Consider the following 12495-nt stretch of genomic DNA (forward strand, 5'->3'; position numbering starts at 1 on the left):
TCGTGCGGCGGCTCAGTCCCACGTACCCGCGAGCTTGCCGCGTGCCTGGGCGTCGAGGATCAGGGCGCCGGCCTCGAACGAGATGCGCTCGAGGTCGTCGGGGCGGATGTAGAGGCCCGCGTTCGACGCGCTGACGATGCCGAGCTCGCGCGCCAGTACCCAGAGCGCGGCGCCGAGCACCGCGATCGGCCCCAGCGCGACGAAGAGGACGAGCACGAAGAGGATCTTCGCCACGTCGTGCCGGGTGGTGATCTCCTGCCGCTGGCTGCCGGTGATCACGCTGAGGACCGCCGCCCTGCTGCGGAGCACGAAGAACCCGATCACCCCGAGGACGAGGGCGAAGAAGGTGCCCACGCCGAACAGCCACGCGAGGCCGTCGAGGCTGGAGGAGTCGGCGCCCACGAGCACCAGCCAGGCGATGAGGCTGACGAGGAGGTTGATCGCGGTGCCGGCGAGCGCCGCCACGCCGAGCGCGTCGTAGCCGGTGTCGCGGCTCACCTCGATGCCGTCGACCTTGTCGATCTTGTACTCGCGCGAGTAGGTGGACGAGGACGAGACCGTCTTGGCCTCGGCCGAGTAGATGACGCGGGAGTCGGTGACGAAGAGGTAGCTCACCAGGCGGCCGAGCGGGCGGGTGCGGCGCGCCACGGGGTAGGTGGCGAGCACGGTCTCGTCGGGGAGGAGGCGGAAGGGGTAGGCGGTCGCGGCCGCGACGGGCTCGGCCCCTCCGCCGCCGTCCTCGACGATCGGCTTCGTCGCGGCGGCGTCATCCATCTGCGGTTCGAACATGCGGTCAGGCTCCCCAGGGGTCGGTGCGGTCGGTGGTGCGTGCGGTGGTCGTGGTCGTGTTCGTGGATGCGGCGGGTCGGTCGCCGAGCAGGGTCGGTCGCGTGCCCGCGGCGGCGGGCGGCGGCTCGACGGCCAGGGCGCCGTGGTGGGGCGTCCGGATGGCGCCCTCGGGCGGTGGATCCACGTCGAGCGCACCCGTGCGTCCGCCGGATTTCGCAGGCGGGGCCGGCGACGCGAGCAGCGAGCCGCGCTCCGCCGCGCGGGCGTCGAGGGGCGGATCGCCCGCGAGCCGCTCGTCGAGCCGGGTCCGGCGTCGCGCGGCCAGCAAAGTGTCCAGACGCGTCCGCGCCGTGCCGACGCGCACCGCCACCGCCTGTCGGCGCCGGATGAGGAGCACGAGCCCGACGGCGAGCGCGAGTGCCAGGACGCTCGCGGCCACGACGCCCGCCGGGGTCATGCTGCTCGTCCGGACGACGGTGATCCGGGCGCCGTCGCCGGCCGAGCCGCCCTGCGCCCCGTCGACCCACGAGCCGAGCGGGAGGTCCAGCGTCACGTCGGTGCCGTCGAGGACGCGGTGCCCGGACGCGAGGGCGTCGAAGCCGGGGTCGATCGCGTACTCCGAGCGCCGGACGAGGAAACCGTCGTCCACGATCCGCATCCCGACGGAGGCTCCCGGGGCCCACCTCGCGTACCGGTCCGCGAAGTCCTCGACGCTCGCGCCCGCGATGGTCACGGTGTAGGTCGTGCTGTCCGGTCCCGCGTCGGAGGCGATCGTGCCGACGTCCGGATCCGGCCGGTAGCGCTGCAGGAAGCCGTCCCCGACGGCGTCGGCGCTGGACCTCGGGACGACGATGGTGGTCGTGCCGGTCACGTCCCCGCCGGAGCCGATGGAGAGGTGCGACGCGAGCGACGTGATGGGCGGGCTGAGCACGAAGCTCACCGGGCTGGCGGTGGCCGACCCCACATCCATCGACTCCGGGGCGTAGCCAGCGCCTGCGGTGACGTGATCGGGCACCCCGCCGTGGCCGATGGCGTCGGGGGCGCACACCGCCGCGCACGACGCCGTGTCGGTGAGCTGCATGACCTCCTTCGACGGGTCGTCCGGGCTCGGAGAGATGTCGACCGCGAAGCTCGTGGCGCCTCCGCCGAGCGCGGTGGTCGTGTCCGACTGGATCGCCGCCGCGTCGCCGGAGAAGGCCATCGTCCACGTGCCCGGCTCGGGCGCGGCGACCTCGCCTCCTGTCGGGGTGGCGTCTCGGAGGAACGCCTCGATGCGCTGCTCGTCCGCCGGATCGCGGCCGGCGTCGAGGCGGTATGTGATCGTCCGTGTGATGGCGCCCTGGTCGGATGCGTCGGTCGCCATCGAGACGCCGTCGAACCCGTGGTTCTCCTCGTGCGAGTAGGAGAGCGGATCGCCGACGTCCGTGTGCCGCTCTCCCGCGAACACGACGGCCGCGCTGCCCTCCCCGCGCAGGGATCCGACGCCCTGGCTGCCGTCCACGACGCCGTCCGCGATCAGGCCGGAGAACATCCAGCCCAGCAGGTCGCTGCTCGTGAACGACTCCTGGAGGTCGATGCCCCGCACGAGCGCGGAGTCGGTGACCGCGAACCGGGGCGCGGAGGAGCCCGTGCGCGTCGAGAGCAGCGTGCCGACCTTGCCCGCGTAGTCCTCGGGGGAGGAGAACGGGAGGGTGAAGGTCGCGGTGATGCCGCCCGAGTCCGTGCCGGTGATGCCCGAGTACGCCAGCGGGGACGGGAGGTGCCGGCGGACGGACGCGTCGATGGCGGCCGAGCCGCCCGACGCCTTCGCGAGGTCCTGCTGGCTCAGCGTGACGGTCATCTGCCGGGAGCCGGACCCGCCGGCGTCCACCGTCATCGTGGTGTCGATCACCGCCCCGCAGGCGCTGAGGGCGAAGGCGATGACGATGCCCAGCGCGGCTGCGGCGAGGCGGCGGCGCCCGCGCGAGACCGGCGCGTCCCCGGTCGGTCGGCGCCTCGTCACAGCGTGCACGGGACTGCTGACCTGATCATGCGCTGAAAGTAGCGGCCGCCGACGCCTGGCCACCGGGGTTCTCCACGGCGGGACCGGTGCCCGGCTCGATGTCGGACGCCATCGGCGTCCACGCGGGCGTGGGGATCGGGCGCTAGGGACCCGTCACGGGGCCAGCGCCTCCGCGATGCGTGGGAACTCCACCGCGATCACGCGCCACAGCACCTCCATGTCGGTGCCGTCGTAGTCGTGAGCGACGAAGTTCCGCACCGCGCGGATCCCGCTCCAGTCGATGTCGGGGCGGGAGTCGCGGAAGGCCGTCGGGAGACGGTCGGCCGCGGTCGAGAGATCTACGACGAGCGAGCGGGCGATGCGGCGCTGCTCGTCGTCATCGGGGTCGACGAAGCGTGCGTGTCCGCGCACCGTCACCCGTCGGGCGGATGCCGCGAATCGCGCGATGTCCGCGAGGAGCGCCGGCACTCGTTCGTCGCCGATCATCAGAGGGCCACGGCCTCGGCTCGGATGCGGTCCATCGTCGGTCCTGTGCCCCGGTCGGAGACCACGTCCACGGCGATCCCCAGCAGCTCGGCGATCTCGGCCATGAAGCCCGCGAGATCGAAGAGCGACGCGTCCGGCGCCGGATGCACGAGGAGGTCCACATCGGATCCCGGGGTGGCGTCCCCGCGCGCGACGGACCCGAACACGCGGACGTCGCTGACGCGTCGGCGCGCGGCGGCCTCGAGGATCGGCGTGCGTGAAGCGCGGAGCCTCTCCATCGACGGGATCCGGAGGGCCGCGCCCAGGCGACTCAGCGTGTCGGCCGACGGCTGTCGGCGCCCGCTCTCGTACGCTGCGATGTTCGGCTGTGGCACGCCCGTGATCGCGGCGAGCTCGCGCTGCGAGAGCGCGGCCTCGTGGCGGAGTCGCCGCAGCTCCTCGCCTATGGACGGATCGCTCATGGCCGTGATGATAGCGGGCCGATATCGCGAATCGCGAGGGTGCCCCTGGAGGGACTCGAACCCCCAACCCTTTCCTTAGGACGGAACTGCTCTTCCATTGAGCTACAGAGGCTGACCGGCCCATGGTAGCGGAGGGGAGCCCGGCCGGCCGAGGCTCGCGGGGTCTCGCGAGCGGCCGGGCGACGGGCCGGGCGGCGCCCGCGAACCAGTAGCCGACATGGCTCCCGGATCGTCCCCGCGCCGCCCCGCCTGCCGGTTTCCCCACCCGCCGCGTCGTACTGTTGCCGGGTGTGGCGTGCCAATGAACGATCCGACGACGACGACGACCTGCTCTCCGGGTTCGCCGCCGAGCCTCTTGAGGACCCCCACGTGAATGCTTCCCACAACAGCACCAGCCCCCACGACCTCCGCGTCGGCGACGTGCAGCTCGGGAGCGGCAACGTGGCCGAGCCCCGCTGGCGCGAGTGGCGCGAGCAGCTGGCAGGCATCGGCGGCACCTCTCCTCTCCTGCACTTCGTGGACGCGCCCGGCTCGCGCATCGAGCTGAGCACCACGCACCCGGGCGGCCTCGCGCAGTTCATCACGGGCAAGACGACGCTGCTGTCGTCCCTCATCCGCGACGACCTCGCGCTCCGCAGCGCCCGCAAGGCCGCCAACCGCATCACGCAGAAGGGCATCGAGCTGGTCTCGGCCCGGGGGATCGAGTCGATCCACCTGGCCATCGGCCTCGCCGAGTGGCGCTTCGCCGACGAGCAGTTCCGCGCGCCGGTGCTCCTGCGCCCGCTCGCGATCCGCCGCCACGGCAGCGACTACGAGGTGCGCCTCAAGGGCCAGCCGTTCCTCAACCCGGCGCTCGCCCGCGCGCTCGAGGAGCAGTTCCAGATCACGCTCGACGCCGAGTCGTTCGTCGCGCTCGCCGTGCAGAACGGCGCCTTCAAGCCGCAGCCCGTGATCGACCGCCTCCGCGGACTCACCTCGCACCTGCCCGCGTTCGCCGTGCAGCCGCGCCTCGTCGTCTCGTCCTTCGCGGAGGTGGGCCGCGCGCTCGCCGAGGATGCCGAGCACCTCGAGCACCTCGTCATCGACGCGATCGCCGGCAACCCCACCGCCAAGTGGGGCGTGGGCGAGTCCTACGCGCCCGTCGACCCGATCCCGCAGGACCAGCGCCCGCCCGTCACCGACACGCTGCTGCTCGACGCGGATCCCGAGCAGGAGTACGTCATCGCGCAGATCAACGCGGGCAACTCGCTCGTGGTGACGACGCTCCCCGGCACCGGCGGCACGCAGACCATCGTCAACTCCATCGGCTGCCTGGTCGCGCAGAACAAGCGCGTGCTCGTCGTGAGCCCCCGCGCCTCCTCGCTCAAGGGCATCGGCCAGCGCCTCGCCGACGTCGGCCTTCCGGGCCTCGCGGTGGCGCCGAAGTCGCTCAAGCGCGACGTGGTGCAGTCCATCGTCCGCAACGAGAAGGCCGCACCCGCGCAGACCGCCGAGGTCGACGACGCGCTCGTGCGCCTCCGCCACGTGCTGCTCGACTACCGCTTCGCGCTCGGACGCCCCGACAAGGACCTCGGCGTCTCCGTGCTCGACGCGCTCGGCGAGCTGTCCCGCCTGGCCCTCCTGCCGGATCCGCCGGCCACGACCGCGCGCCTCACCCGCGACGCCGTCACGGCCATCGCGCACGACCGCGCGAGCGCCGCCGCCTCCCTCGTCAAGGCCGCGAGCCTCGGCGAGTTCCGCTACGGCCCGGGCGACTCGCCCTGGTACGGCGCCACCTTCTCGACGAGCGCCGCCGCGACGCACGCGCACGACCTCGCGAAGTCGCTCTCCGCCGACGGCCTGCCGCGCCTCCTCGAGCGCGCCGACGAGCTCATCGGCCAGACGCGCATGCGCGCCTACACGTCCATCGACGAGCTCGGCGTCTACCTGCGCCTCCTCCTCGACGTGCGCGAGACGCTCGACAAGTTCCAGCCCGTCGTGTTCGACCGGTCGCTCAGCGAGATCATCGCGGCCACCGGATCCCGCCGCGACGCTCCCGAGATGACGAGCATCACGCGCCGTCGCCTCCGCAAGCTCGCGCGCGAGTACGTCCGCCCCGGCGTGCACATCTCCGACATGCACGCGAGCCTCACGGCCATCCAGAAGCAGCGGATCCTGTGGCAGCGCTACGTCGCGGTGGGCTCCACCCCCGAGGTCCCGCGCGGCATCTCCGACGTGCACGTGCGCTACCAGGAGGTCGCCGCCGACCTCAAGGTGCTCGACGCGCCGCTGAGCATGCTCACGCGTCCCACCCCGCTCGGCCAGCTGCCCATCGGCGAGCTGCGCGAGAAGGTCGCGCAGCTCGCCGAGGACAGCGAGGTGCTCCAGAACCTGCAGGAGCGCACCTCGCTCCTCGCCGAGCTCCGTCGCCTCGACCTCGATCCGCTGCTCCGCGACCTCTCGGACCGGCACGTGCCGCAGGAGGCCGTCGCCGCCGAGCTCGAGCTCGCCTGGTGGCAGTCCGTCCTCGAGCAGATGCTCGCGGGCGACAAGGCGCTCCTCAACGCGAACACGAGCGTGCTCGACCGCCTCGAGTCCGACTTCCGTCTCGTCGACGAGGCGCACGCCACCGCCAGCGCGGGCCTGCTCGCGTGGCAGCTCGCGGAGACGTGGAAGATCGGCGTCGTCGACTGGCCCGAGGAGGCGCACCACCTGCGCCAGCTGCTCGGCGGATCCGCCCCCGTCGACGCCGCGGCCCTCCACCACTCCGCGCCCCACCTCTCCCGCACCATCGCGCCGGTCTGGCTCGCGTCGCCCTACGAGGTGCCCGCGATCACCGACGAGATGCCGTTCGACGCCGTGTTCCTCGTCGACGCCGGCGCCATGACGCTCGCGGAGGCCCTCGGCGGCATCCGTCGCGGCAAGCAGACCGTCGTGTTCGGGGATCCCGTCACGCAGACGCCGTCGCCGTTCACCATCGCGGTGGTCCCGCAGCCCGAGCGCTCCACGCCGCAGCTCGCGGACGACGACTCGACGCTCGAGGAGCGCCACGCCGATTCCGCGCTCGCGCGCCTCGGCGAGCTGCTGCCCACCCTCTCCCTCACGCGCAGCTACCGCGCGGGCGGCGAGGACCTGGCCGAGCTCGTCAACCGCCGCTTCTACGGCGGCCGGATCCAGTCCCTCCCGTGGGCCGGCACGTTCCTCGGCCACGGCAGCCTGTCGCTCGACTTCGTCGCCGACGGCCACGGCATGCCCGACGAGGACACGGGCGCCGTCGAGAGCGTCGACGCCGAGGTGATCCGCGTCGTGGAGCTCGTGCTCGACCACGCGAGCCACCGCCCGCGCGAGTCGCTCATGGTCATCACCGCGAGCGCCCGTCACGCCGTGCGCGTGCAGCAGGCCGTGCTCCACGCGGCCGCCAAGCGCAGCGACGTCACCGAGTTCTTCATCGGCGACCGCGCGGAGCCGTTCATGGTCGCGACGCTCGAGCAGTGCGTCGCGCAGAGCCGCGACCGCGTGATCTTCTCCGTCGGCTACGGCCGCACCCCGCACGGACGCGTGCTGTCGAACTTCGGCGCCCTCGCGGCGCCCGGCGGGGAGCGCCTGCTCGCCGTCGCCATGACGCGCGCCCGCCGCTCGATGGTGGTCGTCTCCTGCTTCCAGCCCTCGGACATCGACCAGGACCGGATGAAGCACGGCATCGTCGCGCTCGCCCAGATCCTCTCCGAGGCGGAGGCGCGCTTCCGCGAGGACCCGATCCCGGACGACGGCGACGCCATGCTCGTCGACCTCGCCCGCCGCCTCGAGGGCCTCGGCCTCGCGCCCGCCCTCGGGCACCGCGACAAGCTCGGCCTCGTGGCCTCCTACGGCGGCCGGGCGATCGCGATCGAGACGGATCCCGTCGTCAACCAGACGAGCCTCCGCGAGTCGCTGCGCCTCCGGCCCGAGATGCTCAAGCGCCTCGGCTGGCACTACCTGCGCGTGCACTCCTTCGAGCTGTTCGCGGATCCGGACGCCGTCGCCCGCCGCATCGCCACCGCCCTCGGCGCGATCTCGGATGCGCATCCGGTGACCGCTCCCGTGCAGGTCCAGGCCGGCGCGCACCGGGCGGACTGATGCCCGACCGCGACGCGTCCGGAGCCGACTCGCCGGACGCCGCGGGGGAGCGCCGCCCCGTCCGCCGCTCGCGTCGCGCGTCGACGCAGCCCGTGCCCGGATCCGACCCCACGCCGCAGGCCGCTGCGCGCGCTCCCGCGGTGCGCGCCGCCGAGGACGCCCCGCAGGGCTGGGGTGACGCGCCCGCCGCCTCCGACGCCAACGACGACCGCCTCCGGCTCGACCGCCCGCCCCACTGGGGTTGAGCGGCGACGCCGGAGGCGGTCGGGTGGTGCGGGCGGAGCGCTAGGCGGGCTTCCCGGGCTCGGCCACGTGCTGGCCGGTGGACGACGGGATCGTGTGCGCGCCCTCGGGCGACGGCCGCCCGGCGAGCAGGTCGCGGATCTCGATGAGCAGCTCGGTCTCGGTCGGCGGCACGTCCTTCGGCGTCGCCTCCTCCTCCGCCTTCTGCTTCGCGAACGCCACCTTCTTGAGGTGGTTCACCGGCAGCACGAGCGCGAAGTAGACGACCGCGGCGACGATGAGGAAGTTGATCAGCGCCGCCAGCACGGCGCCGAACAGCAGCGTCGCGGGCTTGCCGGTCGCGGTGGGGATGTCCACCTTGAACGCCTCGCTCAGCGTCGAGGCGTTGAACAGCGCGCCGACCAGCGGGTTGAACACGGACGTGACGATCGCCGTCACGATCGCGGTGAACGCGGCGCCGATGACGACGGCGACCGCGAGGTCGATGACGTTGCCGCGGAGGATGAACTCCTTGAAGCCCTTCACGGGTGCTCCTGACGTGCGGGCCGTCCGATCAGGTGGACGGCGAGGACGGACCGGAGCCCGAGGACGCGGGACCGGAGGGGGTGCTGGGGGTCACGGTACCGGAGCCCTGGCCGGTCGTCCCGGATCCGGACGAGCCGGATGAGTCCGAGGATCCGGAGGACGAGGACGAAGACGAGGACGAGTCGGACGAGGACGAGGACGACGCATCGCTCGACTTCGCCGACGACGCCGACCCGGACGACGACCGCGACCGCTTGGCCGCGTCCTCGGTGCGCGAGTCGTTGCGGTAGAAGCCGCTGCCGGTGAAGCTCACGCCGACCGCGGCGAACAGCTTGCGGAGCTTGCCGCCGCACACGGGGCACTCGGTGAGGGAGTCGTCGGTGAACGCCTGGACGATGTCGAAGGCGTTGCCGCACACCGTGCAGCGGTAGGAGTACGTGGGCATGTGTCCCTAGAAGGAGTGGATGAGGGTCGGGGTCACGATGCCGTCGACCGGCATGTCGTGCTTCTCCCGCGGGAGCTCGTCGACGAACTCGGCGTCGAACACCACAGCGTAGACCGGGGGGCAGGCCTCCATGGATCCGAGGGTCTTGTCGAAGTACCCGCGGCCCCAGCCCATGCGCATGCCGCCCTGGTCGACCGCGGCAGCGGGCACGACGATGAGGTCGACGTCGTTGATCGCGATCGGCCCGAGCAGCTCGCCCACCGGCTCCGGCAGGCCGAACAGGCCCTCGGTCTCGGCGCCGTCGCTCACGACCCAGTCGAGCAGGCCGTCGTTGCGCGACACCGGCAGGAGCACCCGCTTGTCGTTCGCGTGCAGCCACTGGAGGAACGGCCGCGTCGTGGGCTCGTCGACCGTGGAGAGGTAGCAGGCCACCCGGTCCGCGTCGTGGTTCGCCACGAGCTCCGTCAACCGGCTGGTCAGCCCGTGCGCCGCCTCGTCGCGCTCCGTCGCGGTCATCTGGCGACGACGCTCCCGCAGCTGGGCGCGCAGGGCCCTCTTCTCGTTCCCGACATCGCTCGGCATGGGTCGAGTCTAGGTAAGTTCGCCCGGTACGCTCGATCGCATGGTCACCCACATCACGAAGGCCGTCATCCCCGCCGCGGGACTCGGAACGCGCTTCCTTCCCGCGACGAAGGCGATGCCGAAGGAGATGCTGCCGGTCGTCGACCGCCCGGCCATCCAGTACGTGGTGGAGGAGGCCGTGGGCGCGGGACTGCACGACGTCCTCATGATCACGGGCCGCAACAAGACCGCCCTCGAGAACCACTTCGACCGCAACGCCGAGCTCGAGGCCACCCTCCAGCTCAAGGGCGACGACGCGAAGCTCCGCAAGGTCAACGAGTCCACCGACCTCGCCGACATGCACTACGTCCGCCAGGGCGACCCCAAGGGCCTCGGCCACGCCGTGCTCCGCGCCGAGATGCACGTGGGCCGCGAGCCCTTCGCCGTGCTCCTCGGCGACGACATCATCGACAAGCGCGACGTGCTCCTCTCCCGCATGATCGAGGTCCAGCTCCAGCGCGGCTGCTCCGTCGTCGCGCTGCTCGAGGTGGATCCCTCGCAGACGCACCTCTACGGCGTCGCCACGGTCGAGGAGACGGACGACGACGACGTGGTGCGCATCACCGGCATGGTCGAGAAGCCCGCCGCCGGCACCGCGCCCTCCAACCTGGCGATCATCGGCCGCTACGTGCTGCGCCCCGAGGTCTTCGACGTGCTGCACAAGACGGAGCCCGGCAAGGGCGGCGAGATCCAGCTCACCGACGCGCTCGAGAAGATGGCCGCCGCGCCCGAGTGGACGGGCGGCGTCTACGGCGTCGTCTTCCGCGGCCGTCGCTACGACACGGGCGACCGGCTCGACTACCTGAAGGCCATCGTCCAGCTCGGCGTCGACCACGAGGACCTCGGCGAGGGGCTGCGCGCGTGGCTGCCCGAGTTCGTCAAGACGCTCGAGCGCTGATCGCCGGCGCGCCGGCCGGGCGCACCGGCGCGCGCGCTGAGGCCTAGGCTCATGGACGTGCCGCAGACCGTTCCGACCATGCGGGACGGGCGCATCTCCGTCCGGCCCATCCGGCTCCGCGACTCGCGGGCCCTCGAGCGCTCCCTGCTCGACAACCGCTCCTGGCTCCGCAAGTGGGAGGCCACGAGCCCCTACGCTCCCATGGCGTTCGACACCCGCGCGAGCATCCGGTCGCTGCAGGCCAACGCGCGCGCCGGGCTCGGCGTGCCGCTCGTCATCGACTACGACGACGAGTTCGCCGGCCAGCTCAACGTGTCGTCCATCGCCTACGGGTCGCTGTCGAGCGCGACCATCGGCTACTGGGTGGGCCAGGAGTTCGCCGGCCGCAACGTGACCCCGACGGCCGTCGCGCTCGCGACCGACTACTGCTTCACGACGCTGGGTCTGCACCGGATGGAGATCTGCATCCGCCCGGAGAACGCGCCCAGCCTCCGCGTGGTGCAGAAGCTCGGCTTCCGCTACGAGGGCCTGCGTCGCCGCTACATCCACATCAACGGCGACTGGCGCGACCACTTCTGCTTCGGCCTCGTCGTGGAGGAGCTGTCCACCAGCGTGCTCGCGCGCTGGAAGGAGGGCGGCGTGGATCCCGAGTGGTCGCGCGTCCCCGACGCGGACCTCCAGGCCGCCGCGGTGCCGCTGGCCGTGCAGCGCCGGATCTGACGCCCGGGAGTCCGCCCAGCTGCGGATGCGCCGGTCCGGGCGTGGACACGCGGCGCGCTTCCCGCACGGCGCCCGCGCGACCTCCTAGCCTCGGGACATGCAATCCGGCGGCATCATCATCGCGCTCTCCGCGGTGCTCTGGCTCGCCTACCTGCTGCCCACGTGGCTGCACCGGCGCCAGTACATGGCGACCGAGCGCAACGCCGTGCGCCTGCAGCAGACCCTGCGGATCCTGGCCGAGACGGCCGAGGTCCCCGACGCGGTGCGCGCCGAGACCAGTGCCCGCAGCGTCGTCGAGCAGCAGCGCGCCCTCCGCCGGGCCGCAGAAGAAGCCGAAGCCGCCGCGCGTGCGCGAGACGCCGCCGCCCAGCGCGCCCTACCGAAAGTGGCCCCCGTGTCCGCAACGTCGCCCTCCGCCGCCACGCGCCTCCGCCGCAGCCGGCTCGCCGCCACCGCCGTGCTCGCGCTCGCCCTCGTCGGCGTGATCGCCGGGATCGGCCAGGTCTCCGCTGCCGGCGCCTGGACGCTGCTCGTGATCTCGTCCGTCGCCGCCATGGGGTCCCTCGCGGTACTGCAGCGCATGTCGCAGGTCGCCGCCGCCCGCCGCCTCCAGGCGCCGGAGGCCCGGCCGATGCCGCGCACCGGCTTCACCGACTTCCACGAGGCGACCGCGCAGCAGGCCGAGCCCGTCGCGGAGCGCGAGGAGGGGGAGTCCTGGACCCCCGTGCCCGTGCCGAAGCCGCTGTACCTGTCCCGCTCGCAGGCGCCCGGTCCGCGTCCTGGCGCCGGCAGCGCGCCCCGCACGCCGCTGTCGCCCGTCGAGGAGATGCGCCGCGCCGCCGCCGCGTCCGAGGAGACGCTGCGTCGCGCGCACCTCGAGCCCGAGGTCGCGCGCCTGTCCGCCGAGGAGGAGGCGGCGCCTGCCGCATCCGCCGCCCCGGCCGCGCCCGCCGCGCTCACCGCTCCCGTCAGCCGCTTCTCCCGGATGGGCATCGTCGACGACGCGGAGCCCGGCATGGGCGACCTCGACGAGGTGCTGCGACGTCGCCGGGCGGTCGGCTGACGCGGTTCGGAGGGCTCCTCGCGGCGTGGTAGTCTCGTGGAGTTGTCAGGGCCTATGGCGCAGTTGGTAGCGCGCCTCGTTCGCATCGAGGAGGTCAGGAGTTCGAATCTCCTTAGGTCCACAAGAACCCCGCTCCGGCGGGGTTTT

The 12495-nt window shown here is 72.8% G+C and carries 12 protein-coding genes and 2 tRNA genes; 6 read left to right on the top strand and 8 right to left on the bottom strand.

All coding sequences use genetic code 11. From position 1 onward, the window contains the following. Window positions 1-12: 12 nt before the first annotated feature. From ITJ44_RS13935 to ITJ44_RS13955, 5 genes are all read right to left on the bottom strand, one after another. Window positions 13-789, bottom strand: a complete 777-nt coding sequence (locus ITJ44_RS13935) for a hypothetical protein (protein WP_194636144.1) — start codon at window positions 787-789, stop codon at window positions 13-15. A 4-nt stretch (window positions 790-793) separates the two neighbouring features. Further along, a complete protein-coding gene (locus tag ITJ44_RS13940; protein ID WP_194636145.1) occupies window positions 794-2791 on the bottom strand; it encodes a hypothetical protein in 1998 nt (665 codons plus the stop codon). A gap of 153 nt (window positions 2792-2944) precedes the next feature. Next, window positions 2945-3202, bottom strand: a complete 258-nt coding sequence (locus tag ITJ44_RS13945) for a DUF86 domain-containing protein (protein WP_241534387.1) — start codon at window positions 3200-3202, stop codon at window positions 2945-2947. A gap of 74 nt (window positions 3203-3276) precedes the next feature. Next, window positions 3277-3738: an XRE family transcriptional regulator gene (locus ITJ44_RS13950; RefSeq protein ID WP_194636147.1), complete on the bottom strand. Its 462-nt coding sequence runs from the start codon at window positions 3736-3738 to the stop codon at window positions 3277-3279. A gap of 40 nt (window positions 3739-3778) precedes the next feature. After that, window positions 3779-3850, bottom strand: a tRNA-Arg gene (locus ITJ44_RS13955). A gap of 257 nt (window positions 3851-4107) precedes the next feature. Between ITJ44_RS13955 and ITJ44_RS13960 the strand changes: the two genes are divergently transcribed. Both ITJ44_RS13960 and ITJ44_RS13965 read left to right on the top strand, forming a co-directional pair. Beyond that, complete coding sequence (locus tag ITJ44_RS13960; RefSeq protein ID WP_194636148.1) at window positions 4108-7833, top strand: DUF4011 domain-containing protein; 3726 nt, start codon at window positions 4108-4110, stop codon at window positions 7831-7833. After that, window positions 7833-8078 (top strand): hypothetical protein, encoded by a 246-nt coding sequence (locus ITJ44_RS13965; protein ID WP_194636149.1) that lies wholly within the window; start codon window positions 7833-7835, stop codon window positions 8076-8078. The genes ITJ44_RS13960 and ITJ44_RS13965 overlap by 1 nt, the downstream gene beginning before the upstream one ends. A 40-nt stretch (window positions 8079-8118) precedes the next feature. On the opposite strand, the gene mscL is transcribed toward ITJ44_RS13965, so the two are convergent. The 3 genes from mscL to ITJ44_RS13980 are packed head-to-tail and all read right to left on the bottom strand — an operon-like array spanning window position 8119 to window position 9628. Continuing rightward, window positions 8119-8601 carry a large conductance mechanosensitive channel protein MscL gene (gene mscL, locus ITJ44_RS13970; protein WP_194636150.1) on the bottom strand — a complete coding sequence of 161 codons (483 nt, stop codon included), beginning with the start codon at window positions 8599-8601 and terminating at the stop codon, window positions 8119-8121. A 28-nt stretch (window positions 8602-8629) separates the two neighbouring features. Next, window positions 8630-9046 (bottom strand): FmdB family zinc ribbon protein, encoded by a 417-nt coding sequence (locus ITJ44_RS13975; protein WP_194636151.1) that lies wholly within the window; start codon window positions 9044-9046, stop codon window positions 8630-8632. Window positions 9047-9052: 6 nt separating this feature from the next. Beyond that, the gene (locus tag ITJ44_RS13980; RefSeq protein ID WP_194636152.1) at window positions 9053-9628 is read right to left on the bottom strand and encodes a 5-formyltetrahydrofolate cyclo-ligase; all 576 of its coding nucleotides are present in this window, start codon (window positions 9626-9628) and stop codon (window positions 9053-9055) included. Between the two features lie 40 nt (window positions 9629-9668). On the opposite strand from ITJ44_RS13980, the gene galU reads away from it, so the two are divergent. The 4 genes from galU (at window position 9669) to ITJ44_RS14000 (ending at window position 12469) form a co-directional block, all read left to right on the top strand. After that, window positions 9669-10565 (top strand): UTP--glucose-1-phosphate uridylyltransferase GalU, encoded by an 897-nt coding sequence (gene galU, locus ITJ44_RS13985; RefSeq protein ID WP_194636153.1) that lies wholly within the window; start codon window positions 9669-9671, stop codon window positions 10563-10565. Between the two features lie 51 nt (window positions 10566-10616). Beyond that, window positions 10617-11285, top strand: a complete 669-nt coding sequence (locus ITJ44_RS13990; RefSeq protein ID WP_194636154.1) for a GNAT family N-acetyltransferase — start codon at window positions 10617-10619, stop codon at window positions 11283-11285. 97 nt (window positions 11286-11382) lie between these two features. Continuing rightward, window positions 11383-12348: a hypothetical protein gene (locus ITJ44_RS13995; protein ID WP_194636155.1), complete on the top strand. Its 966-nt coding sequence runs from the start codon at window positions 11383-11385 to the stop codon at window positions 12346-12348. A gap of 48 nt (window positions 12349-12396) precedes the next feature. Beyond that, window positions 12397-12469, top strand: a tRNA-Ala gene (locus ITJ44_RS14000). Window positions 12470-12495 lie beyond the last annotated feature (26 nt).

Source organism: Clavibacter sp. VKM Ac-2873 (assembly GCF_015351075.1).
Lineage (GTDB): Bacteria > Actinomycetota > Actinomycetes > Actinomycetales > Microbacteriaceae > Clavibacter.